This window comes from Nitratireductor alexandrii (assembly GCF_004000215.1).
Taxonomy (GTDB): Bacteria; Pseudomonadota; Alphaproteobacteria; order Rhizobiales; family Rhizobiaceae; genus Mangrovimarina; species Mangrovimarina alexandrii.
This window is the reverse complement of sequence record NZ_RBVY01000001.1, coordinates 103,934-130,279: the sequence shown is the minus strand read 5'-3', so window position 1 is coordinate 130,279 and position 26,346 is coordinate 103,934. Positions and strand designations below refer to the sequence as shown.

22 protein-coding genes are annotated in these 26,346 nt (G+C 66.3%); 7 read left to right on the top strand and 15 right to left on the bottom strand.

The features are described 5' to 3' along the window. Positions 1-134: 134 nt before the first annotated feature. The 15 genes from EP380_RS00645 to EP380_RS00575 form a co-directional block, all read right to left on the bottom strand. A complete protein-coding gene (locus EP380_RS00645) occupies positions 135-896 on the bottom strand; it encodes an ABC transporter permease (RefSeq protein WP_127595498.1) in 762 nt (253 codons plus the stop codon). After that, positions 893-1,819, bottom strand: coding sequence for an ABC transporter ATP-binding protein (locus tag EP380_RS00640; RefSeq protein WP_127595495.1), 927 nt, complete (start codon positions 1,817-1,819; stop codon positions 893-895). Before EP380_RS00640 ends, EP380_RS00645 begins: the two co-directional genes overlap by 4 nt. A 105-nt stretch (positions 1,820-1,924) precedes the next feature. Beyond that, entirely contained in the window at positions 1,925-3,496 is a 1,572-nt protein-coding gene (locus EP380_RS00635) for a hydantoinase B/oxoprolinase family protein (protein ID WP_127595492.1), read from the bottom strand. 117 nt (positions 3,497-3,613) lie between these two features. Then, on the bottom strand, positions 3,614-4,612 hold the full coding sequence (locus tag EP380_RS00630; protein WP_127595488.1) for a zinc-binding dehydrogenase: 999 nt from the start codon (positions 4,610-4,612) through the stop codon (positions 3,614-3,616). Between the two features lie 107 nt (positions 4,613-4,719). Continuing rightward, a complete protein-coding gene (locus EP380_RS00625) occupies positions 4,720-5,832 on the bottom strand; it encodes a M24 family metallopeptidase (RefSeq protein WP_127595485.1) in 1,113 nt (370 codons plus the stop codon). Between the two features lie 92 nt (positions 5,833-5,924). Next, positions 5,925-6,761 carry an aspartate/glutamate racemase family protein gene (locus EP380_RS00620; RefSeq protein ID WP_127595482.1) on the bottom strand — a complete coding sequence of 279 codons (837 nt, stop codon included), beginning with the start codon at positions 6,759-6,761 and terminating at the stop codon, positions 5,925-5,927. A 27-nt stretch (positions 6,762-6,788) separates the two neighbouring features. Then, the gene (locus EP380_RS00615; RefSeq protein WP_127595479.1) at positions 6,789-8,453 is read right to left on the bottom strand and encodes a hydantoinase B/oxoprolinase family protein; all 1,665 of its coding nucleotides are present in this window, start codon (positions 8,451-8,453) and stop codon (positions 6,789-6,791) included. A gap of 11 nt (positions 8,454-8,464) precedes the next feature. Beyond that, complete coding sequence (locus EP380_RS00610; protein ID WP_127595476.1) at positions 8,465-10,540, bottom strand: hydantoinase/oxoprolinase family protein; 2,076 nt, start codon at positions 10,538-10,540, stop codon at positions 8,465-8,467. Between the two features lie 2 nt (positions 10,541-10,542). Further along, positions 10,543-11,046 carry a GAF domain-containing protein gene (locus EP380_RS00605; protein WP_106572818.1) on the bottom strand — a complete coding sequence of 168 codons (504 nt, stop codon included), beginning with the start codon at positions 11,044-11,046 and terminating at the stop codon, positions 10,543-10,545. After that, positions 11,033-11,845, bottom strand: a complete 813-nt coding sequence (locus EP380_RS00600) for an ABC transporter ATP-binding protein (RefSeq protein ID WP_106572817.1) — start codon at positions 11,843-11,845, stop codon at positions 11,033-11,035. The genes EP380_RS00605 and EP380_RS00600 overlap by 14 nt, the downstream gene beginning before the upstream one ends. Then, a complete protein-coding gene (locus EP380_RS00595; protein WP_127595473.1) occupies positions 11,842-12,732 on the bottom strand; it encodes an ABC transporter ATP-binding protein in 891 nt (296 codons plus the stop codon). Before EP380_RS00595 ends, EP380_RS00600 begins: the two co-directional genes overlap by 4 nt. Next, the gene (locus EP380_RS00590) at positions 12,729-13,562 is read right to left on the bottom strand and encodes an ABC transporter permease (RefSeq protein WP_127595470.1); all 834 of its coding nucleotides are present in this window, start codon (positions 13,560-13,562) and stop codon (positions 12,729-12,731) included. The genes EP380_RS00595 and EP380_RS00590 overlap by 4 nt, the downstream gene beginning before the upstream one ends. Next, on the bottom strand, positions 13,559-14,584 hold the full coding sequence (locus EP380_RS00585) for an ABC transporter permease (RefSeq protein WP_106572814.1): 1,026 nt from the start codon (positions 14,582-14,584) through the stop codon (positions 13,559-13,561). The genes EP380_RS00590 and EP380_RS00585 overlap by 4 nt, the downstream gene beginning before the upstream one ends. A gap of 65 nt (positions 14,585-14,649) precedes the next feature. Continuing rightward, positions 14,650-16,242, bottom strand: a complete 1,593-nt coding sequence (locus EP380_RS00580) for an ABC transporter substrate-binding protein (RefSeq protein WP_127595466.1) — start codon at positions 16,240-16,242, stop codon at positions 14,650-14,652. A gap of 10 nt (positions 16,243-16,252) precedes the next feature. Beyond that, positions 16,253-16,927, bottom strand: coding sequence for a helix-turn-helix domain-containing protein (locus EP380_RS00575; RefSeq protein ID WP_238719650.1), 675 nt, complete (start codon positions 16,925-16,927; stop codon positions 16,253-16,255). A 274-nt stretch (positions 16,928-17,201) separates the two neighbouring features. Here EP380_RS00575 and EP380_RS00570 point away from each other — a divergent pair, with 274 nt between their 5' ends. The 7 genes from EP380_RS00570 (at position 17,202) to EP380_RS00540 (ending at position 26,333) form a co-directional block, all read left to right on the top strand. After that, complete coding sequence (locus EP380_RS00570; RefSeq protein WP_106572811.1) at positions 17,202-18,131, top strand: sugar phosphate isomerase/epimerase family protein; 930 nt, start codon at positions 17,202-17,204, stop codon at positions 18,129-18,131. A gap of 154 nt (positions 18,132-18,285) precedes the next feature. After that, positions 18,286-19,110: a metallophosphoesterase gene (locus EP380_RS00565; RefSeq protein WP_164749712.1), complete on the top strand. Its 825-nt coding sequence runs from the start codon at positions 18,286-18,288 to the stop codon at positions 19,108-19,110. Between the two features lie 341 nt (positions 19,111-19,451). Continuing rightward, on the top strand, positions 19,452-20,684 hold the full coding sequence (locus EP380_RS00560; RefSeq protein WP_106572888.1) for a 3-methyl-2-oxobutanoate dehydrogenase (2-methylpropanoyl-transferring) subunit alpha: 1,233 nt from the start codon (positions 19,452-19,454) through the stop codon (positions 20,682-20,684). Positions 20,685-20,686: 2 nt separating this feature from the next. Next, positions 20,687-21,700 (top strand): alpha-ketoacid dehydrogenase subunit beta, encoded by a 1,014-nt coding sequence (locus EP380_RS00555; RefSeq protein ID WP_106572808.1) that lies wholly within the window; start codon positions 20,687-20,689, stop codon positions 21,698-21,700. Position 21,701: 1 nt separating this feature from the next. Further along, complete coding sequence (locus EP380_RS00550; RefSeq protein WP_127595457.1) at positions 21,702-23,060, top strand: dihydrolipoamide acetyltransferase family protein; 1,359 nt, start codon at positions 21,702-21,704, stop codon at positions 23,058-23,060. A 4-nt stretch (positions 23,061-23,064) separates the two neighbouring features. Then, positions 23,065-24,459, top strand: coding sequence for a dihydrolipoyl dehydrogenase (gene lpdA / locus EP380_RS00545; RefSeq protein WP_127595454.1), 1,395 nt, complete (start codon positions 23,065-23,067; stop codon positions 24,457-24,459). A 257-nt stretch (positions 24,460-24,716) separates the two neighbouring features. Further along, positions 24,717-26,333, top strand: coding sequence for an ABC transporter substrate-binding protein (locus tag EP380_RS00540; RefSeq protein WP_127595451.1), 1,617 nt, complete (start codon positions 24,717-24,719; stop codon positions 26,331-26,333). The last annotated feature ends 13 nt before the right edge of the window (positions 26,334-26,346 follow it).

Sequence of the window (26,346 nt, the reverse complement as noted above, 5' to 3'; positions counted from 1 at the left end):
ACCTGTCGGTCCGCTACCTGCCGTCCCTGCCCGGCCTCGGCCTTGAATCGCGAATCGCCTGCGATCGATAGGCCGAGCTTGCGGGCGAGAACCTTTCGGGAAAGTTAGCGCCGGCTGGAGCCGCCGTGCGCGCGTCAGCTTTTCAGCCGGTAGCCGGTGCGGAAGATCCAGGACACGATCCCCAGGCACACGGCCAGGAAGATCAGTGTCATCGTCAAGCTGACCCAGACCCCGACATCGGCGTCGCCGTAAAAGCTCCAGCGGAAACCGCTGACCAGATACAAGACCGGGTTGAAAAGGGTGACGGAGCGCCAGAACGGCGGCAGCATGTCGATCGAATAGAACGATCCGCCCAGGAAGGTGAGCGGGGTGATGATCAAAAGCGGCACGAGCTGCAGCTTCTCGAAACCGTCGGCCCAGATGCCGATGATGAAGCCGAACAGCGAAAAGGTGCAGGCCGTCAGCACCAGAAACAGCACCATCACCAGCGGATGCTCGATGCGCAGCGGCACGAACAGCGTCGCGGTCGCCAGGATGATGGCGCCCAGGATCATCGATTTGGTGGCGGCCGCCCCGACATAGGCCACGACGATCTCCAGATGCGAGACCGGCGCCGACAGGATCTCGTAGATCGTGCCGGTGAACTTTGGGAAATAGATGCCGAAGGAGGCGTTGGAGATGCTGTGCGTCAACAAGGACAGCATGATCAGGCCCGGCACGATGAAGGCGCCGTAGCTGACGCCGCCGATCTCCTGGATGCGCGAGCCGATCGCCGCGCCGAAGACGACGAAATAGAGCGAGGTCGAGATCACCGGCGACACGATGCTTTGCAGCACGGTGCGGAAGGCGCGCGCCATTTCCTGCCGGTAGATCGCCCAGATCGCGCGATGGTTCATCGGTCGTTCCTCACCAGGTCGACGAAGATTTCCTCGAGTGTGCTTTGGCGCGTGTCGAGATCGGTAAAGCGGATGCCGGCGCCGTCCAGCGCCCTGAGCAGGCGAGTGATGCCGGTGCGGTCGGCGCGCGTGTCGTAGTCGTAGGTCAGCGCCAGACCGTCCTCGGACAGGCTCAGCTCATACTCGGCGAGGCTTTGCGGCAGCGCGCCGAGCGGCTCCTTGAGCTGCAGGGTGAGCTGCTTGCGGCCGAGCTTGCGCATCAGTTCGGCCTTTTCCTCGACCAGGATGATGCGGCCTTCGCTGATCACGCCGACGCGGTCGGCCATCTCCTCGGCTTCCTCGATATAATGCGTGGTCAGGATGATGGTCACGCCGGAGCTCTTCAGCCCGCGCACCATCTCCCACATGTCGCGCCGCAGCTCGACGTCGACGCCGGCCGTCGGCTCGTCGAGAAACAAAATGCGCGGCTCGTGCGACAGCGCCTTGGCGATCAAAAGCCGGCGCTTCATGCCGCCCGACAAAGCCACGATCTTGTCGTCGCGCTTGTCCCACAGGGAAAGCGTGCGCAGTACCTTTTCGATATGGGCCGGATCGGCGGGCTTGCCGAACAGGCCGCGCGTGAATGACACCGTCGCCCACACGGTCTCGAACGCGTCGGTGGTCAGTTCCTGCGGCACGAGACCGATCAGCGCGCGCGCGGCGCGGTAGTCGGTAAGGATGTCGTGCCCGTCCACCGCCACGGCGCCGCCGGAGCGGTTGACCAGGCCGCAGATGATGGAGATCAGCGTGGTCTTGCCGGCGCCGTTGGGGCCGAGCAGGGCGAAAATCTCGCCCTTGCGGACCTCCAGGTCGACGCCGTTCAGCGCCTGGAAACCGGAATCGTAGGTCTTGGAGAGATTCGAGACGGAAATGATCGACTGCATGCGCCTGCGATACCCGAAGACGGCGCAAATGTCAGGCCCGCAATGCGCCCCCCGCCCGCCCTCCTGACAGGCCATGGCGCTGATTTGCCGGGGCCGGTCCTTTCGTCAGGCCGGCGTCCGGCCCCAGCCGCCGCCATTGGCGGTGCCGACCAGAACCTCGTCGCCGGGCTGCAGCCTCACGCCGCTGGCGAAGGTGTAGTCCTGACGGCTGCCGTCTGGATGGCGCACGGCAAGGCCGTTGACGCCGCCGTCCGCGCCGCCATTGGCGCCCCACACCGGCTGGCGGGCGCGGCTGTATCCGGCCGACATGATCGCCGGCGCGCGCAGCCTGTAGCTGGTTTCCATGCCCCGGCCGCCGGCATGCAGGCCCTTGCCCTCGCCGCTGTCGCGCAACCGCTTGTAGCCGACATCGAGGCCGTAGCGCGCCTCGCAGATCTCGACCGGGCAGTTGAACGTCTCGCCGTGACTGGCCGAATACATCGCGTCGAGCCCGTCGCGCGTCGCGGTCGCGCCCCAGCCGCCCATTTGCGGTTCGACCATGGTGAAGCGGCGGCCGCTGTCGGGATGATCGCCGGCGATCACCGTGCCGCAGATCGAGGCGAAATGCCCCGCCGGCAGGCGCTCCGGCATCGCCCGGGCCATGCAGCGCCATAGCATGTCGTAGAGCCGGATGCGGGTCTCGAAATAATAGCCGTGCGGCGCGGTGCCGGTGGCGTGGAAGATCGTGCCCGGCTCGGTGATCACCTCCAGGGCGCGGAACGAGCCGGCATTGGCGAACAAGGTCGGATCGGTCAGCGCCTTGAAGATCATCTGGGCCGAGATCACGGCGCCGTCGCGGCTGGTGTTGTAGGGTGCGGCGCGCTGTTGCGGATTGCCGCTCAGATCGACGACGAAGCGCTCCTTGCTGACCGTGATGGCGGCCCGCCACAACGCGCCGTCGTCCTGTTCCTCCTCGACCGTGAACGTGCCTTCCGGCAGGGTGGCGAGACCGGCCAGGCCGCGCCGCTCGCCCTCCTCGAACAGATCGGCAAGCGCGGCGCGATAGGCGGCGAGCCCGTAGCTTTCGACCAGCTGGCGCACGCGGCTTTCGGCCTTGCGGCTGGCCGCCACCTGGGCCCACAGATCGCCGTTGACGAAATCCGGCAGGCGCGAATTGGCGGCGATGATGTCGAACACCGACCGCAGCGGCTGGCCGTTCTCGAACAGTTTGACGGCCGGCAGGCGCAGCCCCTCCTGGAAGATTTCCGACACGTCGACCGCCATCGAGCCCGGCGTCATGCCGCCGAGATCGTTCCAGTGCGCGATCGAGGCAGTCCAGGCGACCAGTTCGCCATGCGCGAAGACCGGCAGCGCGATGACGACGTCGTTGAGATGGGTGACGCCGCCATAATAGGGATCGTTGGTGACATAGCAGTCGCCGTCGCGGATCGCCTCGAACCCGTGCAGCTCGACGATGCGCTTGACCGCCTTGTCGAGCACGCCGACGAAGGTCGGGATGCCGGCGCCGGACGAAACCAGTTCGCCCCTGGCGTCGGTGATGCCGGTTCCGACATCGAGCACCTCGTAGATGATCGGGCTCATCGCGGTCTTTTTCAGGACCGCGAACATCTCGTCGGCCGCCGAAACCAAGCTCGCCTGGATGACGGATATCGTAAACGGGTCAGCAGGTTTCGTCATTGTCCTCAAATCCTAAAGGCATGGTGCTCTCGCAACACCTCCCGGATGAACCGGGCGGCTGAGGCCCGGGGGTCGTCCCCGGCTCCAAGAAGCAATCCGCCCGGTCGGGCATTTGGTTCATCTGCCGGTATCGACGACGACCTTACCGTAGTTTGCGCGCGGCCCGGAAAGATACCGCCATGCGTCGACATAGGCGTCCATCGGGAAGACCCGGTCGACGTTGGGCGTCAACTTCCCATCGGTCAAAGCCTTATAGACGAAGGCCGTTCCGCGATCCTGCGCGTCCTGGTCCTCGACGTAGTTGAACAGCGAATACATGTGCAGCCAGGCATTCTTCTGCCACATGTCGACATAAGGGATTTTGGGAAGTTCCGCGGTCAATAGCCCGTAGAGCATCAGCTTGGCGCCGCGCGCCATTGCCGGGCCGTAGCGCAGGACGAAATCGCCGCCGATCGGATCGAACGAGGCATCTATGCCCGCGCCTCGGGTCGCCTCCATCAGAAAATCGGCCAGATCGCCGCTGCCGTCGACATAGACGTGGTCGGCGCCGGACTGCATCAGATAGTCCCGATTTCGTTCCGAGCGCGTGGTCGCGATCATGGTCGCACCGCACAGACGCCCGATTTGCAGAGCGGCGGTCCCGGCGGTGCTCGTGCCCGCAGGAACCAGAATGTTCACCCCCTTCTTCGCACCAGCGAGTTCGACGACCGGGTAGTAGGCGGTCATGTACTGCATCCAGATCGATGCCGCCTCGACGGCACTCATGCCCTCGGGCGCCGGCGTCACATATTTCTGGTCGATGACCAGCGTGTCGGCGCTGGCGCCGCGATTGTAGTAGAAATAGGGCAGCGTGCAGTAGCGCGCGCCGACGGCAATTCCGGTCACGTCCTGTCCCACCGCTTCGACGATCCCGGCGGCTTCCATGCCGATCCGCGCGGGAAAGCTTTCGAAGCTGAAGGAATAATTGTCCTTCATCAGGTCCATGTCGCCCCAGTTGAGGGCAAAGGCCTCGATGTGCATCCTGATCTCGGTCGGTCCGGGCTCGCCCTTTTCGCACGCCGCCAGGCGCAGGCCCTCGTACCCGTCATAGGCGTCGATCACCCATTCTCTCGGCATGTCGTTTCCTCCCGCTGCCGCACCCTCGCGGCCCTTTGATTTTTCGGTGACGGCGCTGTGTCGTTTGTCGGGATCGAGCGCAAAACCGGCGGCTTTGCGCGTTCTCCTCAAGCCTTCGCGACATGCAGGTCGCGCGGCAGGCCGGAGAGGATTTCCGGACCGTCGGCGCGCAGCACGACGATTTCCTCCAGGCGGATGCCGAAGCGGCCGGGCAGGTAGATGCCGGGCTCGATGGAAAACACCATGCCCTCCTCCAGCACGGTGTCGGCGGTGGCGGTGATGTAGGGCGGCTCGTGCCCGTCAATGCCCATGCCGTGGCCGGTGCGATGCACGAAATACTCGCCGTAGCCGGCATCGGCGATCACCGTGCGAGCGGCCGCGTCGACCGCGCTCGCCTTCACGCCCGGACGCGCGGCCTTCATCGCCGCCTGGACCGCCTTTTCCACGATGGTGTGGATCTGGCCGTAGCCTTCGGGCGGACGGCCGACTGCGGCCATGCGGGTGATGTCGCTCGGAAAGCCCGCCTTGCGCGCGCCGATGTCGATGACGATCGCATCGCCCTCGGCAAGCGGTCTGTCGCCCGACTGGTGATGGGGAAAGGCGCCGTTCTGTCCGCCGCCGACGATCCAGAACGACGGTACGGCGCCCTCGGAGGCGAAATGGTCCTTGACCACTTGTGCGAGATCCTTTTCGGCCATGCCCGGCCGGATCGCGGCGAACGCCTTTTGCATGGCGCGGTCGGCGATTTCGGCGTTCATCTTCAGCTTGGCGATTTCGCCTTCGTCCTTGACCATGCGCAGCCGGCCGAGCGTGCGGTCGGTAAAGGCGTGGGTCGCGCCCGGCAGGGCGTCGAGCACGAGCAGCGCGAAATCGGCCCGCATGGTTTCGTCGAGCACGACGGTTTTCGCTCCCTCGGCGCTGATCGCGGCAAGAGCTTCGCCAAGCGCGGCCTTCGGGCCCTGGTCGTCCGACCAGGTGTGAAAGGCGATGTCGGTGTGCTCGCGGGTGCCTTCGGCATTGAGCGCCGGCATCAGGAACGCCTCCTTTTCAGCGCCCACCAAAAGCAGGCAGGGGCGCTCGTCCGGGTGCGGATGGAAGCCGACCAGCCAGTCCATGTGCGAGCCGGGCGCGATGGCGACGAGGTCGGCCGCTTCGGCTTTCATCGCCTCGCGCAGGCGGGCGAGACGGTCGGCGGTCTGGTTGGAAGAAGGCTCGGTCATGGGGTCCTCGAACGAAAAAATGCTGTCTCGGCGGCCGATCGCCGCCAGGATGGGCCGGCCCGCGTCTGCAGCGCGGGCCGGCCGGTTCAATGTCAGGCGGCGCGGCGGGCCGGGCCTGCCTCCTCGGCCGGCACCACGACGCGGTTGCCGAAGATCTCGCCGTCGTCGAAGCCGCCGAAACGGGCGATCTCCTCCTCGGGCGGCGCCTCGCACGACCATTTGCGCGACGGGATCCAGCCGCATTGGCGCTTGAGGACGGCGGCGTATTCGGCCCGCTTGAGCGCGGCGATCGACGGATCGATCACCGGCACGCCGAGCTTTCTTTCGACTTCGCGATAAAAGCCGACCTCCATCGTGCAGCCGAGGATCAGCGCTTCGGCGAAATCCTCCTCCACCGCCTTGCGGCCGGCCTCGATCAGCCGGCGGCCGGTCTCGGCGTGGTCGGCCTGGAACTCGGTGACGCCGAGCTCGACATGGTAGAAGCCGGACAGCCGGTGCGCGTGGCCGAGATCGTGCACGGTCGACTGCATCTGGTGGACCCATTTGCGGCGTCCGACGATGACGCCGAACCGGTTGGAAATGGTCGAGGCGATTTCGCATGACGACTGGCACGGCGCGGTGACGATCATGTCGCCGGAGATCTCGCGCGCGTCGTGCAACGCGGTATCGTAGAAGCAGCCGATCGCGAACGCGTCGAACCCTTCCCTGGCGGCCTGGCGCGCCGCGCGGATGATGCCGCGGGTGACCATCGCCTCGTAGGAGCGGTACTCGATATGGGTGAAGCCGCCCTCGGCCTCCGGCAGCGAGGTCACGTGCACCTCGGTGCCCGGCAATTTGTGGTCGCGGGCCATGTCGGCGAAAATGTCGTCATAGGCCGCGCTGCTCGCCAGCGGATTGAGATACATGATCTTCAGCGGTGATTGGGTCATTTCATCCTCCTTCCCAAGGACCGGCGCTCAGCCGGCGTAACCGTAAATTTCCTTCGCCCGTTCCGGCGTGATCAGGCCGTTCTTGATGTCGCGCGCCACCGCCTCGCGGTCGCGCTCCTTCGGATCGCCGATCCCGCCGCCATTGCCCGTCACCACGCGGATGACGTCGTCGGTGTGGGTGGTCAGGCCGGACACGAAGGAGAACTTTTCGCGCTCGCCGTCCTTGCGGATCACCTCGACATAGTTGGGAGAACCCTCCTTGCCGCCGTCGAGCGACCAGGGCGGAAACTTCGAGCGCGTGTAGCCGGCGGTCAGAAAGCCGTTGTCGGCGCGCAGCCGGTAGTCCATCACGATGCCGCGCCCGCCGGTGAACTTGCCTTCGCCGCCCGGCTCCAGATTGAGCTCCATGCGGTCGACCAGAAGCCCGTTGCGCGCCTCGTTGATCTCGGCCGGGCAATTGTAGGTCTCGCCGTGAAAACCGCAGAAGATCGCCGAATTGCCGTCGCGCCCGCGGCTCGCGCCCCAGCCGCCAAGCTGCGGCTCGATGATGGTGTATTGCCGGCCGGTATCGGGGTGGATGCCGCCGATGAAGGTGCCGCACACCGAGGCGAAATGGCCCGAGGCGAGGCGTTCGGGCATGTGCGGCGCCAGACAGCGCCACATGATGTCGTACACGCGCAGCTCGATCTCGTAATAGAACCCGATCGGCGCCGGCTCCTTGGCGTGGAACACCGAGCCCTCGCGGGTCAGGAGCCGGATCGGCCGGAACGAACCCTCGTTCGCCGGCGAATAGGGGTCGGTCAGCGACTTGAAGATCATCTGCGCGGCGACCATGACGCCGTCGCGGCTGGTGTTGACCGGATTGTCCGACTGGTCGGGATTGTCGAGCAGGTCGACGGTGAACGTGTCGTCGTCGATGGTGATCTTGACGTTGAAGATGCGCCCGTCGTCCTGCTCCTCCGACAGTTCGAACGTGCCCTTGGGCAGGTTGGCGAGCTCCTTCAGCGAGACCTGCTCGCCGAAATCCATGAACGAGGCCATGGCGTTCTCGAACGTGCCTACGCCGTATTTCTCGGCGATCTCCTGCAGGCGCTTGGCGCCGATGCGCACCGAGGCGATCGCCGCCCACACGTCGCCTTCCAGCACGTCGGGCATGCGCGAATTCACCTTGATGATCTCCATCACCGAGCGGATCGTCTCGCCCTTGGCGATCAGCTTGATGGCCGGCAGGCGCAGCCCTTCCTGGAAGATTTCGGTCGCCTCGCCGCTCAGCGAGCCCGGCGCCATGCCGCCGACATCGGAATTATGGGCGATGTTGGCCGTCCAGGCGATGATGCGGCCGCCGGCGAAGACCGGCATGGCGACGATGATGTCGTTCAAATGGGTGACGCCGCCATAATAGGGGTCGTTGGTGGCGAAGACGTCGCCGGGCTCGATATCGCCCGGCTTGGAGAATTTCTCCACGATCACCTTCACCGCCTTGTCGAGCACGCCGATGAAGGCGGGGATGCCGGCGCCGGAGGAGGCGAGCGCGCCCTTGGCGTCGGTGATGCCGGTGCCCATGTCGAGCACCTCGTAGATGATCGAGCTCATCGCCGTCTTTTTCATCACCGCGAACATCTCGTCGGCCGTCGCCTGCAGGGAGTTCTGGATGATCTCGAGCGTGATCGGGTCGTTGGAAGCGTTCGCCATCTCGCCTCTCCTCACTGCGACAGAGTGATGTGGATATTGCCGTAACCGTCGATTTCGACCGCGTTGCCGGGATGGATCACCACCGTGGTGCCGGGGTCCTCCACGATCGCCGGGCCGTCGAAACGCATGCCCGGTTCCAGCTTGGTGCCGTCGTAGATCGCGGCCGTGTGGACGCCTTCCAGCGCGTAGTCGACGTCGCGGTTCCCCTTCAGGGCCGCGCTCGACGGCGTGCCGGTCGGCTGGCGCTCGGTCATGGTCAGCTTGCCGACCTCGGCCGAGGCGACCAGATGGATGCCGACCAGTTCCACCGGCGCCTCGAGGCGGTAGGTGTATTCGCGCTCATAGGCCTCGTGGAAGGCGGCCTCGATGCCGGCGAGGCGGTCGTCGGTGATGGCGCCCTCCTCGATCAGCACTTCGGTGGTGTGCTCCTGGTTCTGGTAGCGGAACTTGCCGTAGCGCAGGAACTTGACCTTTTCGGCCGGCACGCCCTCGTCGGTGAACTGCTTGCGCGCCTGGGCCTCGGTTTCGGCGAACAGCGCCTCGACCGCCTTGGCCGCGCCGGGCTTGAGGTCGGCCAGCCTGGTGACGAAATAGTCGCGGCGCAGGTCCGACATCATCATGCCCCAGGCCGAGAACACCGCGGCACCGGCCGGCACGACCACCTTCTTGACGCCGAGCTCCTGGCCCAGCGCCACGGCATGCATGGCGCCGCCGCCGCCGAAGGCGACCAGGGTGAAGTCGCGCGGATCGTGGCCGCGGTTGAGGGAGACCAGCTTGAGCGCGTTGACCATGTTGTTGTTGGCGATGCGGATGATGCCGCGCGCCGCCTCCTCGGCGTCGACGCCGAGCTTGTCGCCGACGGCGCGGATCGCCTTTTCCGAGGCCGCCATGTCGGCCGTGACCTCGCCGCCGCAGAAATAGTCGCGGTTGATGCGGCCGAGCCAGAGATTGGCGTCGGTGGTGGTGGCGTTGTCGCCGCCGCGGCCATAGGCGGCCGGGCCCGGCATCGCGCCGGCCGATTGCGGACCGACATGCAGCTTGCCGAAATCGTCGACCCAGGCGATCGAGCCGCCGCCATTGCCGATCTCGACCAGATCGACCACCGGCACCATGATCGGATAACCGGCCGAGGTGCGGTCGCGCTCGATCCAGTAATCGGTCATGATCTTGACCTGGCCGTCCTCGATCAGCGAGCACTTCGCCGTCGTGCCGCCGATGTCGAGCGCCAGCACGTTGGGCGCGCCGATCAGCTTGCCGAGCTCGGCCGCACCCCAGAAGCCCGAGGCCGGACCGGATTCGACCATGGTGATCGGGATCTTGGAGACGCTTTCCAGAGAATCGACCCCGCAATTGGACTGCATGATGTAGGGGCTGCCCTTGAGGCCCTTTTCCTTGAGCCCGCCGGCCAGCCGCGACAGATAGCGCTCGGCGATCGGCTGGACATAGGCCGACAGCACGGCGGTGTTGGTGCGCTCGTATTCGCGCCATTCGCGGGTGATCTGGTGCGAGGACACGACCGAGACCTCCGGCCACAATCTGCGCACCTCGGCGAGCGCGGCCTGCTCGTGCGACAGATTGGCGTAGGAATGCAGGAAGCTGATCGCCACCGCCTCGACGCCGTCGGCCTTGAAATCGTCGAGGATCGCGGCAAGACCGGACAGGTCGAGCGGCTTCATCTCCTCGCCCTTGTAGCTGATGCGGCCGGGCAGCTCGCGGCGCAGATAGCGCGGCACGAAGGGTTTCGGCTTCTCGTAGTGCAGGTTGAAGAAGTCGGGCCGGTTGCCGCGCGCGATCTCCAGCGTGTCGCGGAAACCCTCGGTGGTGATCAGGCCGACCTTGACGCCCTTGCGCTCGGTCAAGGCGTTGATGACCACGGTCGTGCCATGCGCCAGGAAGTCGATCGCGGCGGGGTCGACGCCGGCCTTGGCGATGACGTTGAGCACGCCCTGTTCGAAATCGGGCGGCGTGGTGTCGGACTTCGCCGTGACGATGCGGGCCTCGCCGGTCGTGCCGTCGGTCTCGAAGCACACCAGATCGGTGAAGGTTCCGCCGACATCGGTCGTGACGCGGATGGTGTTTGCGGCCATTGTCAGGCTCCCCTGGGCTGAAGGCGTTCGTTCAGGAGCAGGCAGACCATGCCGGGAAGCTTGAGCGCTTCGGCGGCGGCGACCCGCTCGGGTGTGTAGAAACCGGCTTCGTGCAGGCAGTTGATAGTGCCGGCGACCTTGCCGTCGATCTCGATCGGCACGTTGATGACGCTTTCGCAGCCGAGCGTGCGGATCAGCTCGTGGTCGTCGAAGACGGCGCGGATGCCGTCGATGTCGTTGGCCACGAAGGTCTTTCTCTGGCCGATCACCAGGCGCGACCAGTCGGTCTCGTTGGCCGGCTTGGTGCCGGACACGGGATAGGCGTCGGGCATGTTGGAATAGATCCGCCCGGCGACGCCGTTCTTGGCGTCGTGAGTCATGATGGTGAACAGTTTCACGCCGACGATCTGCTCGGTCAGCGCGCACAAGGCGTCGAAGGCGGCCTGCGGCTGGTTATCGGCGCGCGCTGCCTCGTTCACGAATGGCGCGTAGTCAGGCGGCTGCATCGTCGTTCTCCATCAAGCGGTTGCGCAACGCCACCTCCGCGTCGGCGACCACCGGCACGGCGGCGATCAGGCGGCGGGTATAGGCGTGCTGCGGATTGGCGAATATCGCTTCGGTCGTGCCCAGCTCGCGCAGGCAGCCCTTCTCGAACACGGCGACGCGGTCGGCGATGTTGCGCACCACCGACAAGTCGTGGGTGATGAACACATAGGTCAGCCCGCGCTTGTCGCGCAGATCGGCGAGCAGCTTCAAAACCCGCGCCTGGACGAGCACGTCGAGCGCCGAGGTCGGCTCGTCGAGCACGACCAGGTCGGACTCGCTGGCCAGCGCCCGCGCGATCGCCACGCGCTGGCGCTGGCCGCCCGACAGGGCCGCGGGCGAGCGGTTCATGAAGTCCGCCGGCAGGCCGACCTCCTCGAGCAGCCGCGCGACCCTGTCGGCGCGGTGCGAGCGGTCGCCGATGCCGTGCACGTCGAGCGGCAGGCGCAGCGACGCGCCCACCGACCGGCGCGGGTTGAGCGAGGAGAGCGGGTTCTGCTGGACGAGCTGGATCGCGCGGCGATGGCGCAGCTCGCGCCGCGCCGGCAGCACGTCGCCGCGCCAGGCGATCGTGCCCATCGAGGGCGGGTAGATGCCGAGGATCATGTTGGCGATGGTCGACTTGCCCGACCCGCTCTCGCCGACGATGGCCAGGCACTCGCCCTCCACGACGTCGAACGAGACATCGTCGACGGCGCGGATCTCGCGCTGGCCGAGGGTGAAGACCTTGGAGACGTTGCGCAACGACAAAAGACCGGTCATGCCGCGCCCTCCGGCTCGCCGCAGCCCTCGTGCACGACGAGCGGCTGGAAATAATCCTCCGACACGTCCTCGATCTCGGGAATGCCGCCGCCGGTGATGCGCGGCACCGCCGATAACAGTGCGCGCGTATAGGGATGGCGCGGATCGGCGAACAGGCCCTCGGCGGTGGCGTGCTCGACGATGCGGCCCTTGTAGATGACGTAGACCCGGTCGGCGAACTCGCGCACCACGCCGAGATTGTGGGAGATGAACAGCACCGAGGTGTGGTGCTCTTCGACCATGTCGCGCATCAGCGCCAGCGTCTGCGCCTGAACGGTGACGTCGAGCGCCGTGCCCGGCTCGTCGGCGATCAAGAGCGCCGGCTCGTTGGCGAGCGCCATGGCGATCATGACGCGCTGGTTCATGCCGCCGGAGAGCTGGAAGGAATAGGAGTCCAGCGCGCGCTCAGGCTCGGGGATGGCGACGGCCGAAAGCAGCGCGGCGGCCCTGGCGCGGGCGGCGGCCTCGGAGATCGCCGGTTCGGCGCGCTTCAAGACCTCGTGAAACTGCGGCGCGATCCGGTAGACCGGATTGAGCGAGGAGGTCGGATCCTGGAAGATCATCGACATTCTAGTGCCGCGCAACGCGTGGCGCTCGCGCGCCGACAGGCGGTCGAGATCGCGACCCTCGAATTCGACCGTGCCGGAGATGCGGGCGCTCTTGAGCTCCTGCAGCAGGCCGAGAACGATGCGCGCGGTGACCGATTTGCCGGAGCCGGATTCGCCGACCAGCGCCACGCGCTCGCCCTTGTTGATGTGAAGCGAGATGCCGTGCAGCACCTCGACCGGCCCGGCCCATGTCCGGAAGCCGAGGCCGAGATCGGCGATCCGCAGCGTCGGCGCGCTCATTGGTCGACCCCCAGAATGTCGCGCAGCGCGTCGCCGAGCAGGTTGAAGCCGAACACCGCGACCAGGATCGCCAGCCCCGGAAACACCGTCAGCCACCAGGAATCGGGCAGGTATTTCGCGCCGTCGGCGACCATCGAGCCGAGATCGGGCGTCGGCGGCTGCACGCCCAGGCCGAGGAAGGACAGCGAGGAGGCGATCAGGATGACGAAACCCAGATCGAGCGTCATCTTGGTGACGATCGACGGCACGCAATTGGGCAGGATCTCGCGGAAGATGGTGTGCGCTCTGGAGGCGCCGATCACCTCGGCGGCCAGCACGTAGCCCTCTTCCTTCTCGGAACGGGTCAGATTGTAGACCAGCCTCGTATACCAGGGCCACCACATCGCCGTGACGGCCAGCATGCCGTTGGTCAGTGTCGGTTCAAGCAGGCCCATCATCGACATGGCCAGCACCAGCGGCGGGATCGACAGGAACACGTCGGTGATGCGCATCAGCACATATTCGACCCAGCCGCCGACATAGCCGGCGACCAGCCCGATCGTCACACCGATCGGGACCGCGATCGCGAGCACGACCACGCCGAGCAGCAGCGAGATCCGGTAGGCGTAGAGGATGCGCGAGAACAGGTCGCGCCCGACCAGGTCGGTGCCGAACAGATAGGGCCATTCCGGCGGCTTGTTGAAATTGGCGAAATCGACCACCGCGCCGCGATGCTCGGGGAACGGCGCGATCAGGTCGGCGAACAGCGCGCCGAACACCACCAGCGCAATCAGGATCACGCCGGTCAGCGACAGCGGATTGCGCACCAGGATATAGGCTGCCCGCTTCATGACGCCCTCTGCGAATAACGGATGCGTGGATTGATGAAGGCGATCAGGAGGTCGACGATGATGTTGACCAGCAGGAACATGGCCGAGATGATCAAAACCGTGCCGACGATGGCGTTCAGGTCCTTGCGCAGGATCACCGCGACGCCGTAGCGCGACAGGCCCGGCCAGGCGAACACCGCCTCGACCAGGAAGGCGTTGCCGAGCATGGCCGCGAAATCGAGGCCGATGATCGTCAGCGAGGGGATCAGCGATGGACGGAAGGCGAAGCGTCGCGCGATGCGGCGCTCGGGAAAGCCGTAGGACCGCGCCATCTCGATGAACGGCTTGTCGTAGGTCTCGACCATGTTGGAGCGCGTCAGCCGCGCCGCCTGGCCGATCCCCGACAGCGACAGCGCGAAGGCCGGCAGCACGATGTGCCAGGCGGCGCTGCCGAAAGCGGCGAGATTGCCGGCTATCAGCGTGTCGATGGTCAGGAAGCCGGTGACGGAGGCGATGGCGTAACTATCGGCGATGCGCCCGGCGATCGGAAACAGCGGCAGGTAGAAGGCGAAGATCAGCATCAGGATCACCGCCCAGACGAAACTGGGCGCCGACACGCCGAGCAGCGTGAAGATGCGCACCGCATGGTCTGCCCACGAGCCGCGATAGCGCGCCGCGATCACGCCGAGCGGCAGGCCGATCAGGATCATCATCAGTCCGGCCACGAGGATCAGCTCCAGCGTCGCCGGCAGGAACTGGGCGATGTCGGCCGTCACCGGCCGGTTGGTATAAAGCGATATGCCGAGATCGCCGCGCGACAGGTCGCGCAGGAAGTAGCCGTACTGGACCGGAAGCGCCTCATCGAGGTGCAGCCGCTCGCGCAGCGTCTCCACCTGCTCGGGCGTGGCGTTGGGGCCGAGCGCGATGCGCGCGGGATCGCCGGGGATGACCCGGGCGATGGTGAAGATCAGCATGGAGACCCCGACAAGGACGATCAGGGAGGTCCCCAGCCGCTTCGCAAGGAGGCGGACGACTGGCGGCATGATGCTTACCCGTGATGCGCGGTGCCGGCCGACGGCGCGCCTGCCGCCGGCCGGCGTCCTGGGGGTTACTCTGCGGTCATTTCCATGAGCCGGAAGGTGAAGCCGAAACCGTCCAGCCCGAACGCCTTGGCGGGATCGGACAGCGCCGGCACCTTGACCCGGTCGGAGGCGGCGAAGATCGACTGGCGGTCATAGGCGTAGATCGACGGGGCGATCTCCATCAGCCGGTCGTTGAGGGCCGTGTAGGCGGCCTGGCGGCCCTCGTCGCTGGTCTCCGCGCGCCCCTTCTCCAGGGCGGCGTCCACCGCCTCGTCCTTCAGATATTCCGGCGACTGCCAGGTGCCGGCGGCCGAGGAATGGTACATCGGATAAAGCAGCGTGTCGGGATCGCCGGTGACCGCGTTGGCGAAGATCTGCGAGATATGCGGCGTATTCTCCGGCTTGGTCACTTGTTCGGTGAACAGCGCCCATGGCAGTTTCCTGATCTCCGACTTGATGCCGAGCTCGGCGAAATTCGCCTGCATGAGAAGCGCGAAACGCTCTTCGATCGGCACCTCGCCGATCCAGGAGATTTCGAGATTGAAATCCTCGGGCTTGTATTTGCACGCGGCCAGGTGCTCTTTGGCCTTTTCCAGGTCGCGGTTCATCGCCTCGGAGGCCGGCTTGGCGCCGTACATGCCGACCGGCACGCCGCCGGTCGCCGGCGAGCCCTGCGCCACGTCGTCGGTGACGGCGACCATCTTGAGGCCGGAGGCGTAGTCATAGGCACTGGCGAGCGCGAGCCGGCAATTGACGTCGTCGAGCGGCGCCTTGGCGGTGTTCATCTTGATGTAGAAAGCGCCGCCGCCCGTCTCCTTGAGCATCTGCGCGCCGTCGGCGGCAAGCGACTTCAACACTTCCGGCGGCAGCCATTGCGAGGAGATGTCGTGCTCGCCCTGCGCGATCAGCGTGCGCACGGTGGCCGCCTCGAGCCCGTAACGGAAGCGCACCGTATCCGGCGCGACGTCGGCCACGCCGAGGAAATAGTCGGCGTTCTTGGCCATCACCGTCTCTTCCTGCGGATTGTGCGAGACGACCTTGTAGGCGCCTGTGCCCGCGCCGTTGGCCGACAGGAACGCCTGGCCCCAATCCTTCATCTCGCCGTCGCCCTCGCCGAGATTGTCCATCACCAGCTTCTTGTCGACGATCGGAAGGCGCACCAGCGAGGCCACGAACGGCGAATAAGGCTGGGAGAGCTTGAAGCGCACCGTGGTGTCGTCGACCTTTTCGACGCCGTCGACATTCTTGAACAGGAAGGACAGGCCCTGGCCAAGCGCCTTCATGCGCTCGAAGGAGAACACGACGTCGTCGGCCGTCAGCGGGTTTCCGCTCTGGAATTTCACGTCCTGGCGCAGCGTGAACACGAAGTCGTTGCCGTCGGCCTCGTAGCTTTCGGCCAGATGCGGCACATAGCCCGGACCGCCCTGGGCCGGGATGACCAGCGTATCGTAGATGTTGAACATCAAGATGGAGTCGGCGTAGTCGGTCGCCTTGCCGGGATCGAGTTCGCCGACCGGCACCTCGTCGAGGCGCAAAACGGTTTCGGCAAGCGCCGGCGCGGCGGCGAGCGTGGTCGCGGCAAGCAGCGCCGCGGCAAGCGATTTCGAAATCCTGTTCATCACAATTCCCCTATGGTTTCTGGCTCTTGGCAGTTGCTTGGTGGCGGCCGCCCTTCTTGCGCACCGCCGGCACGACGCTGTGCGTCGCATCGCCCGGCTCGTCGCCGAACACGTCCATCGTGCAGGTGTGCAGGATGGTCGACGGCGCGCCGGTGTGGTTCCAGGACGAGTGGACCCGGGTCGACGGAAAATGGATCGAATCGCCGGGCTCCAGGATATGGACCTCGCCCTCGACCTCGACCGTGATCCCGCCGGCAAGCACGTAGAAGATTTCCTCGCCCTCGTGCGCGATCGGTTCGGAACGGTATCCCGGCGGTTCGTGGATGATGACGCTGCGCAGGACGTTTCCCGGAAACGAGGCCGACAGCCGCTCGTAGACGAGCGAATTGGAGCCGACCGCGTAATGCGGGCGTTGGTCGTGCCGGGTGGTCGGAACGGTCAGTTGCGGCTGGGCGAGGAATTCCGAAACATGCACCTTGAGCACGCGGGCGACCGACACCAGCGAGCACAGAGACGGGGTGGTGATGCCGCGTTCGATCTGGGAGATGAAACCGACCGACAGACCCGCGCCTTCGGCGACATGCTTGAGGGTCAGGCCGAGTTCGCGACGCCGGGCCCTGAGCCTTTCGCCCAGCGGATCCTGGTTGGCGGCGCCGTTGCCTTCGCGTGCGACCTGCTCGTCCACAATCGCTCCCTCGATCGTTTTAGTATTTGTAAAAAACGATGCCTTCAGCGATGGCATGAGTCAAGCAGAATTTTAGTCAGGCTAAAACTCTGAAATCGCGGCACGAATCGCCCCGCCATGCAAATCCACATGCACCACCGCACCGCGGCGCGCTCGTTCGCCGTCGCAAAACCTCCATCCGGCTGTCAGACGGCTGACATGCGCGGCGGGCAGGTTCGCGGGCTACGAATCACTCCCCCGCGCGCGGCGCGGACCAGACTGGAAAGGAATTCTCATGCTCGAAAACGGTGTCGCGGGAACGGGACTGTCAGCGCGCAAACGACAGGACGATCTGTCGGACTTCGCCGCGGAACTCGATCTGATCGAGGCGCTGGGCGTGGAGTCGATCGAACTGCCGATCTTCGATCTCGACGTGATCGTCGGCGGCAAGATCCGGCGGCCGCGCCTGGAGGAGATCAAGCGCGCCTGCGCCGGCCGGTCGGTGGCGTTTTCCGTGCACGGGCCGCTCGCCATCAACTTCATGGACGAGGCGCGGCGGCTGCCGCGCCATCTCGACGTGTTGTCCGCGTCGCTCGAAGTCGCTGCCGAACTGGGTGCCAAGCATTATGTCGTCCATTCCGGGCTCGCACGCCACCAATCGGGCGACGGTCTGAAGGCGGCCTATCACCGGCAGCGCGAGTGGCTGGCGCGCGGCGGCGACATCGCCCGCCAGAACGGGCTTTACCTGTGCGTGGAGACGATGTTCGGCGGCTATGACGGCAGCGTACACGCCTCTTCGCCGCAGCGGCTGGCGGACGAGCTGGCCGCGATCGCCCATCCCAACGTGGCCGCGACGATCGATTTCAGCCACGCCTATATCAATCTCGACTTCGCCGGGGCGCGCCAGAACTTCGTCGCGGAGATCAAGGCGCTGGCGCCCTATGGCCGCCATCTGCATGTCCACGACAGTTTCGGACGCCAGGACGACATCTGGATGTTCACCATCGGCGAACGCCTGGCCTACGGCCATGGCGACCTGCATCTGCCGGTCGGCTGGGGCGACCTGCCGTGGGAGGAAATCCTCGCCGAATGCACGTTCCCCGAAGGCGTCGTCTTCAATATCGAACTGCAGCAGCGCTACTGGTACGCCGCTCAGGAGGCCGTCGACGCGACCAAAGCGCTGGCGGCGCGGGCACGCACAACGGCACGTGCCGCGGCGGCCTGAACCGGCCTGGCCGGGTGCCGCGCCGGCCGCGGCGCCGGCCCGGCCGCGACAAAATCCCGGCCCGGTGCTTGCCGCACCGGGCCGCTTTGCGACATGGTGGCCGTCCCGCCGACCCCGGTCGCACCCTGCCCCTTTCCGACGCGGACAGTTTTCGATGAGCGATGCCGTCACCTTCGTCCACCTGACCGACCTGCACGCCATCTCTCCACCGCACGCCGAGGACGATGCCTGCGCGGCCAATCTCGACAGGTTGGCGGCGGTGATGGCAACGATCGCCGCGATCGCGCCGCGTCCCGATTTCGTCGTTGTCAGCGGCGACATCACCGACCGCGGCGATCCGGAAAGCTACCGGCGGGTGCGCGCCGTGGTCGAGGCGCACGGCCTTAAAACCCTCTACGCGCTCGGCAATCACGACACACGGCCGGGTTTTTACGCCGGCATGCTCGACGAGCCGGCCGGCGCGACCGCCCCCTACTGCCACGACCGGCTGATCGGCGGCCTGCACGTCGTCACGCTCGACACCAGCGTCGCCGGCAAGGTGGCCGGCGCGCTCGGCGCGGACCAGTTCGCCTTTTTGGACGCCGCGCTGCGGCGCCATCCGGAAGCGGCGAAGCTGCTGGTCATGCACCACGCGCCGCTGGTCGCACCCGGCACCGGCTATGGCTGGGAAAGCCTCGGCGCGGCCGATACGCGGCGCCTGGCGGAGGCCATCGCCGGCCACCCCGTCGCCGGCATTGTGACCGGCCACGTCCATTACGACCGCGTTGCGATATGGAACGGCGTGCCGGTCGTCACCACCACCGGGCTCCACAACGCCAACGACGTTCTTTATCGCGATGGGCTGCGGTTCGTGGCCGGCGGATCGTTCGCCTTGTGCAGCGTGCGAGACGGCGCGCTGTCGGTCGCCTTCGTGCCGCTCGCCTCCGACCGGCGCGAGCTGGCCATTCTCGACGCGGCGACGGTGCGCGGCTTTTCCTGAGCGGTTTTCGGGCCGAAAACACCTCGATTCGACCACAGAAATTGCGATTTTTGCCCTCGAAAAAGTGCAAAAATCGCAAAAGCGACGCCAAAATCGCTTCTTTTTCACGCAAGACTGCGCGTGTTTGGGCGGCTTTCCGGCTCACAAAATTTCGCCGGCGCGACATCGGCCGTAGCCTTGTTGCGATCATGCGCCGCCGGCCCTCGCGACCGCGACTTTTTCTTGCGTCGGCGTGACGAAGGTGGATGATCGGCACCAGGGAGGAGACGGCGCGGCCCGGCGGCCTTGAACGAAACGCCGGCCGGCGCGTTTGCTCCCCCGACCACCGGGAGCCCGATGCCATGGCCGAACACAAGCCGCTTCGCCTCAACGTGCCAGAGCCGGAAGTGCGCCCGGGCGGCAAGCCGGATTTTTCCAACGTCAAGATCCCCAAGGCCGGCAGCGTCGAGCGCCCGCCGATCGACGTGCCGCCGGAAGACATCCGCGACATGGCCTATTCGATCATCCGGGTGATGAACCGCAAGGGCGAGGCGGTGGGTCCGTGGGCGGGCACGCTGACCGCGCAGGAGACGCTCGACGGGCTGCGCGCCATGATGCGCGTGCGCGCCTTCGACCGGCGCATGCTGATGGCGCAGCGCCAGGGCAAGACCTCGTTCTACATGCAGTGCCTGGGCGAGGAGGCGATCGCCTGCGCCTTCCGCAAGGCGCTGGAAGACGGCGACATGAATTTTCCGACCTATCGCCAGCAGGGCCTGCTTTTGGCCGGCGGCTATCCGATGGTCGACATGATGTGCCAGATCTATTCCAACACCCGCGACCCCAACAAGGGCCGGCAATTGCCGGTGATGTATTCGTCGAAGAAATTCGGCTTCTTCTCGATCTCCGGCAATCTCGCCACCCAGTTTCCGCAGGCGGTCGGCTGGGCGATGGCGTCGGCGATCAAGAACGACACCCGCATCGCCGCGGCCTGGATCGGCGACGGGTCGACGGCGGAAAGCGACTTCCATGCCGGCCTGGTCTTCGCCTCGACCTACAAGGCGCCGGTGGTGCTGAACATCGTCAACAATCAATGGGCGATCTCGACCTTCCAGGGCATTGCGCGCGGCGGCTCGGGCACGTTTGCCGCGCGCGGCCACGGTTTCGGCATTCCCTCGCTCAGGGTCGACGGCAACGACTATCTCGCCGTCCACGCGGTGGCCAAATGGGCGATCGAGCGGGCCAGACGCAATCTCGGGCCGGTGCTGATCGAATACGTTACCTATCGCGCCGCCGCGCACTCGACCTCGGACGATCCGTCCGCCTACCGGCCGAAGGAGGAGTCGGACGCCTGGCCGCTCGGCGACCCGGTCGAACGGTTAAAAAACCATCTGGTCGCCGTGGGCGCCTGGACGCAGGAGCGCCACAGCCAGGCCGAGGCGGAGATCGACGCCGAGGTGCTGGCCGCACAGAAGGAAGCGGAGGCCTTCGGCACGCTGCACAGCGGCCCGAAAGCCTCGCCGCGCGACATTTTCGAGGAGGTCTACGACACCATGCCGCCGCATCTCAGGCGCCAACGCCAGGAAGCGGGGTACTGACGATGCCGCGCATGACGATGATCGAGGCGATCCGCGACGCCCATATGGTGGCGATGGAAAAGGACGACAACGTCGTCGTGTTCGGCGAGGATGTCGGCTATTTCGGCGGCGTGTTCCGCTGCACCCAGGGCCTGCAGGAACGGTTCGGGCGCGATCGCTGCTTCGATAGCCCGATCAGCGAATGCGGCATCGTCGGCACGGCGATCGGCATGGCCGCCTACGGGCTCAGGCCATGCGTGGAAATCCAGTTCGCCGACTATGTCTATCCCGCCTACGACCAGATCGTGTCGGAGGCGGCGCGCCTGCGCCACCGCTCGGCCGGCGACTTCACCTGCCCGCTCACCATCCGCATGCCGACCGGCGGCGGCATTTTCGGCGGCCAGACGCACAGCCAGAGCCCGGAAGCGCTGTTCACCCACGTGTCGGGGCTGAAAGTGGTGGTGCCGTCGAACCCGTACGACGCCAAGGGGCTTTTGATCGCCTCGATCGAGGACGACAATCCGGTGATCTTCCTGGAGCCGAAACGGCTTTATAACGGGCCCTTCGACGGCCACCACGACAAGCCGATCATCCCGTGGTCGAAGCACGCGCTCGGCGAAGTGCCGGCCGGCCATTTCACCGAACCGCTGGGCAAGGCGGTGGTGCGGCGCGAGGGCGCAGCCGTCACCGTGCTTGCCTACGGCACCATGGTCTACGTGGCCGAGGCGGCGGCCGAGGAGAGCGGCGTCGACGCCGAGGTGATCGACCTGAGGACGCTGCTGCCGGTCGACCTCGACACGATCGTGGCCTCGGTGAAGAAGACCGGACGCTGCCTGATCGTGCACGAGGCGACGCTGACCTCGGGTTTCGGCGCCGAACTCGCCGCGCTGGTGCAGGAACATTGCTTCTACCATTTGGAAGCGCCGATCCGGCGCGTCACCGGCTGGGACACGCCCTACCCGCATGCGCAGGAATGGACCTATTTTCCCGGCCCCGCACGGGTCGGCGCCGCGCTCGGCGAACTGATGGAGGGCTGAGATGGGCCAGCACGTCATCAAGATGCCGGATGTCGGCGAGGGGATCGCGGAGGCCGAGCTGGTCGAATGGCACGTCAAGGTCGGCGATCCGGTGGCCGAGGACATGGTGCTGGCCGCCGTGATGACGGACAAGGCGACGGTGGAAATTCCCTCGCCGGTCGAAGGCACCGTCGCCTGGCTCGGCGGCGAGGTCGGCGAGCAGATCTCGGTCGGCGCGCCGCTTCTGAAGATCGAGGTCGCCGGCGACGGCAACGACGACGCGGCCGCAGCGCCAAAGCCGGCGGCGCCGCAGGCGGAAGACGAGGACGAGCCGGCGGCGCCGGCGCGACCGACAGCCGATGGGGCCGAGACGACCGCCAACAGGCAGCCGGACGACGACGCGGCGCAGGACGCGCCCGTCGCGCCACGCGAGCGGCCGGACACGCCGGCGCCGCCGGCGGGCAAAGCCGCGCGCGACCGCCGCTTGCCGGCCCAGACGCGCAAGGAAGGCGACAAGCCGCTCGCCGCGCCGGCCGTGCGGCTGAGGGCGCGCGAGGCCGGCGTCGATCTGCGTTTCGTGCGCGGCAGCGGTCCGGCCGGCCGCATCACCCACGAGGATCTCGACCTGCATCTGGAAGCCGGCGACCGCCCCGGCGCGGTTGCCGCGCGCGCGCCCGACAACCGTGTCACCGACTTCAAGGTGGTGGGCCTGCGGCGGCGCATCGCCGAAAAGATGCAGGTGGCGAAATCGCGCATTCCGCACATCACCTATGTCGAGGAAGTGGAGATGGACGCGCTGGAGGATCTGCGCGCCGCCCTCAACACGCGCAAGCGCGACGACCAGACGCGGCTGACGGTGTTGCCGTTCCTGCTGCTGGCGATGGTCAAGGCGATCCGCGAACAGCCCGGCTTGAACGCGCTCTACGACGACGAGGCCGGGGTCGTGCACCAGCATGGCGGGGTGCATGTCGGGATCGCCACCCAGACCCGCAACGGGCTGGTGGTGCCGGTCGTACGCCACGCCGAGACGCTCGATCTGTGGGCGTGCGCGGCGGAGATCGCCAGACTGGCGGAGGCGGCGCGCAACGGCACGGCGACACGCGAGGAACTGTCCGGCTCGACCATCACCATCACCTCGCTCGGCGCGCTCGGCGGCATCGCCACGACGCCGGTCATCAACCATCCCGAAGTCGCGATCGTCGGCGTCAACAAGATGCAGGTGCGTCCGGTCTGGGACGGCGCCCAGTTCCTGCCGGCCAAAATGATGAATTTGTCGTCGAGCTTCGACCACCGCATCATCGACGGCTGGGAGGCAGCCGTCTTCGTGCAGCGGATCAAGACGCTTCTGGAAACGCCGGCATCGATCTTCATCGAGGACTGACAGGATGAGAGACATCAAGTGCCAATTGCTGGTCATCGGCGCCGGGCCGGGCGGGTATGTCTGCGCCATACGCGCCGGCCAGCTCGGCCTCGACACGGTGATCGTGGAAGCCGAGAAACCGGGCGGAACCTGCCTCAATGTCGGCTGCATTCCCTCCAAGGCGCTGATCCACGCCGCCGACGAATTCGCCAAAGCGAGCGCCTTCGCCGCCGGCGGCACGCCGCTCGGCATCCATGCCGGCGAGGCCCGGATCGACTATCCCAAGACCGCCGAATGGAAGGACGGCATCGTGCGCCGGCTCACCAACGGGGTAAGCGGGCTTTTGAAAAAGGCCGGCGTCAAGCATGTCGACGGCTGGGCGCGGTTTCGCGACGGCAAGACGGTGCATGTGGACACGCCGACCGGCCCCCAGACCGTCACGGCCGACCATATCGTGATCGCGACCGGCTCGACCCCGATCGAGCTGCCGGGACTGCCGTTCGGCGGCGCCGTCCTGTCGTCGACCGGCGCGCTGGCGCTGACGGAGATCCCGCAAAAACTGGCGGTTGTCGGCGCCGGTTATATCGGGCTCGAACTGGGCACGGCCTTCGCCAAGCTCGGCAGCCAGGTGAGCGTGCTGGAAGCCATGGAGCGCATCCTGCCGGCCTATGACGAGGAACTGACCAGGCCGGTCAAGAAGCGCCTCGAAGCGCTCGGCGTGCGCGTGCTGACCGGGGTCAAGGCCGAGCGGCATTCGGCGAGCGCCGGAACGCTATCCTACACCGATGGCGGGCAGTCCGGCACGGTGCCGGCCGACGCGGTGCTGGTCACGGTCGGTCGCGCCCCGGCCACAAAAGGCTGGGGGCTGGAAGAGCTCGACCTGACCATGGACGGGCGCTTCATCGCCGTCGACGACCAATGCCGCACCTCCATGCGCGGGGTCCACGCGATCGGCGACGTGACCGGCGAGCCGATGCTGGCGCACCGCGCGATGGCGCAGGGCGAGATGGTGGCCGAGATCGTGGCCGGCAAAAGGCGCGCCTGGGACCGGCACTGCGTGCCGGCGGTCTGCTTCACCGATCCCGAGATCGTGACGGCCGGCCTGTCGCCGCAGGAGGCGACCGCGGCCGGGCTCGACGTGCGCAGCGCGAGCTTTCCGCTGCAGGCCAACGGCCGCGCCATGACGATCGAGCGCGACGACGGCTTCGTGCGCATCGTCGCGCGCGACGACAACCATCTCGTCGTCGGCGTGCAGGCGGTCGGCGCGCAGATTTCCGAACTCGCGTCCTATTTCGCCCACGCCATCGAAATGGGCGCGCGGCTGGAAGACGTGGCGCAGACCGTCCACGCCCATCCGACGCTGGGAGAGGCGTTCCAGGAAGCCGCCCTGCGCACGCTCGGTCACGCCCTGCATATCTGACGCGCAACGGCTGCGACGATCGGGATCGAACGATGCGAATTCGAGCGTGATTTCGCATGATTTTCGATAGGCTACGGCAGTTTTTCGCGCAAAATACGCCCGTTTCGGGCCAATTTCGCGCGTTTTCGGCACAACCTTGCCGGGTCCGGAAAGAACATGGCTTGCGCGTCGTGCGGGTTTTCTGAATAGTGCCGGCCAAGAGCATTTCTTCTGATAATCAAAAAACCATCAATGCTCGCCAATGGGAGAAGACAATCATGAGCATCGGACAATCGCTTCGTAGTCTGCGCGCGCGAAGCCGCAAGGTGGCCCTGGCCGCCGCTGGCGCGGGACTGCTTCTGGGCTCGACCGCCCACGCCGAAACCCTGCGGTTCGCCTTTCAGGGCACGCTGAACGCACTCGACCCCTATTCGCTCAACGAGACCTTCACGCTCGGCATGCTGGGCAATGTCTATGAGGGCCTGACCAAGCGCGACAAGGATCTCAAGATCATTCCGGGCCTGGCGGAGAGCTGGGAGGTCGTCGACCCGCTGACCTGGCGCTTCAATCTGCGCAAGGGCGTGAAATTCGCCAACGGCAACGATTTCACCGCCGACGACGTCATCTTCTCGGCCGATCGCGTGCGCGCCGAAACATCGGACCTGAAGACCCGCATCCCCGCCGATTCGCAGTGGACCAAGATCGACGACCATACGGTGGAGGTGAAGCTCACCTCGCCCAACCCGATCCTGCATTACGAGTGGGACACCTGGTATATTTTCGACAAGGAATGGGCCGAGGCGGAAGGCGCGGTCTCGCCGGTCTCGGCGCGCGACACCAATCCCGGACCGGCGGCGTTCAAGGCCAACGGCACCGGCCCGTTCGTGATCGACAGCCACGAGCCGGGCGTGAAGACGATCTTCAAGCCCAACGAGGGCTGGTGGGGCGAGCCCGAACACAATCTGACCGAGGTGGTGTTCACGCCGATCGCCGCCGACGGCACCCGCGTCGCCGCGCTTCTGGCGGGCGACGTCGACCTGGTCGATCCGGTTCCCGTGCAGGACATTCCGCGCGTCAACAGCGACCCGAACACCGAGGCGCTGACCGGCCCGGAACTGCGCGTGATCCATCTCGGCTTCAACCAGTTCCGCGACGAGCTGCCGACATCCGACGTCAAGGGCAAGAACCCGTTCCGCGACGTCAATGTGCGCAAGGCGATCTATCAGGCCATCGACATGGAGGCGATCAAGGAACGCGTGATGCGCGGCCTGTCGACGCCGGTGCCGCTTTTGATCGCCAACGAGCTGTTCAGCGGCTCGGGCGAGTTCGAGCGGCTGCCCCACGACCCGGACGCGGCCAAGCAGCTTCTGGCCGATGCGGGCTATCCGGACGGGTTTTCGGTCGGCATGGACTGCCCGAACGACCGCTACGTCAATGACGAGGCGATCTGCCAGGCGGTGGTGTCGATGCTGGCGCGGATCGGCGTGACGGTGAACCTCAACGCCCAGCCCAAGGCGCAGTATTTCGCCAAGGTGCTGGCGCCCGGCGGCTACGACACCGACTTCTACCTGCTCGGCTGGACGCCCGGTTCGTTCGATTCGTGGAACGTGATCACCAATCTGGTCGGCTGCCGCGACGAGACCGGCAAGGGCGGGCCGTTCAATCTCGGCGGCTATTGCAGCGAGGAGGTCGACGCTCTGGCGGCCAAGATCGTCGGCGAGATCGATCCTGAAAAGCGCGATGCGCTGATCAAGGAAGCCTACACGATCATGACCAACGAGGTCTCGCACATCCCCTTGCACCAGCAGTCGCTGGTGTGGGGCAAGCGCAAGAACATCGACATCGTCCAGCGTCCGGACAACCAGGTCCTGTTCTACTGGGCCACGGTGAACTGAACGTCCAAACCGC

What these genes read in the sequence shown, in the direction of transcription:
- lpdA (WP_127595454.1), top strand. Translation starts at nt 23,065, where the DNA reads ATGAGAGACATCAAGTGCCAATTGCTGGTCATCGGCGCCGGGCCGGGC.
- EP380_RS00550 (WP_127595457.1), top strand. Translation starts at nt 21,702, where the DNA reads ATGGGCCAGCACGTCATCAAGATGCCGGATGTCGGCGAGGGGATCGCG.
- EP380_RS00615 (WP_127595479.1), bottom strand. Translation starts at nt 8,453, where the DNA reads ATGGCGAACGCTTCCAACGACCCGATCACGCTCGAGATCATCCAGAAC.
- EP380_RS00580 (WP_127595466.1), bottom strand. Translation starts at nt 16,242, where the DNA reads ATGAACAGGATTTCGAAATCGCTTGCCGCGGCGCTGCTTGCCGCGACC.
- EP380_RS00640 (WP_127595495.1), bottom strand. Translation starts at nt 1,819, where the DNA reads ATGCAGTCGATCATTTCCGTCTCGAATCTCTCCAAGACCTACGATTCC.
- EP380_RS00620 (WP_127595482.1), bottom strand. Translation starts at nt 6,761, where the DNA reads ATGACCCAATCACCGCTGAAGATCATGTATCTCAATCCGCTGGCGAGC.
- EP380_RS00540 (WP_127595451.1), top strand. Translation starts at nt 24,717, where the DNA reads ATGAGCATCGGACAATCGCTTCGTAGTCTGCGCGCGCGAAGCCGCAAG.
- EP380_RS00635 (WP_127595492.1), bottom strand. Translation starts at nt 3,496, where the DNA reads ATGACGAAACCTGCTGACCCGTTTACGATATCCGTCATCCAGGCGAGC.
- EP380_RS00565 (WP_164749712.1), top strand. Translation starts at nt 18,286, where the DNA reads ATGAGCGATGCCGTCACCTTCGTCCACCTGACCGACCTGCACGCCATC.
- EP380_RS00585 (WP_106572814.1), bottom strand. Translation starts at nt 14,584, where the DNA reads ATGCCGCCAGTCGTCCGCCTCCTTGCGAAGCGGCTGGGGACCTCCCTG.
- EP380_RS00560 (WP_106572888.1), top strand. Translation starts at nt 19,452, where the DNA reads ATGGCCGAACACAAGCCGCTTCGCCTCAACGTGCCAGAGCCGGAAGTG.
- EP380_RS00555 (WP_106572808.1), top strand. Translation starts at nt 20,687, where the DNA reads ATGCCGCGCATGACGATGATCGAGGCGATCCGCGACGCCCATATGGTG.
- EP380_RS00625 (WP_127595485.1), bottom strand. Translation starts at nt 5,832, where the DNA reads ATGACCGAGCCTTCTTCCAACCAGACCGCCGACCGTCTCGCCCGCCTG.
- EP380_RS00610 (WP_127595476.1), bottom strand. Translation starts at nt 10,540, where the DNA reads ATGGCCGCAAACACCATCCGCGTCACGACCGATGTCGGCGGAACCTTC.
- EP380_RS00645 (WP_127595498.1), bottom strand. Translation starts at nt 896, where the DNA reads ATGAACCATCGCGCGATCTGGGCGATCTACCGGCAGGAAATGGCGCGC.
- EP380_RS00630 (WP_127595488.1), bottom strand. Translation starts at nt 4,612, where the DNA reads ATGCCGAGAGAATGGGTGATCGACGCCTATGACGGGTACGAGGGCCTG.
- EP380_RS00605 (WP_106572818.1), bottom strand. Translation starts at nt 11,046, where the DNA reads ATGCAGCCGCCTGACTACGCGCCATTCGTGAACGAGGCAGCGCGCGCC.
- EP380_RS00570 (WP_106572811.1), top strand. Translation starts at nt 17,202, where the DNA reads ATGCTCGAAAACGGTGTCGCGGGAACGGGACTGTCAGCGCGCAAACGA.
- EP380_RS00590 (WP_127595470.1), bottom strand. Translation starts at nt 13,562, where the DNA reads ATGAAGCGGGCAGCCTATATCCTGGTGCGCAATCCGCTGTCGCTGACC.
- EP380_RS00600 (WP_106572817.1), bottom strand. Translation starts at nt 11,845, where the DNA reads ATGACCGGTCTTTTGTCGTTGCGCAACGTCTCCAAGGTCTTCACCCTC.
- EP380_RS00595 (WP_127595473.1), bottom strand. Translation starts at nt 12,732, where the DNA reads ATGAGCGCGCCGACGCTGCGGATCGCCGATCTCGGCCTCGGCTTCCGG.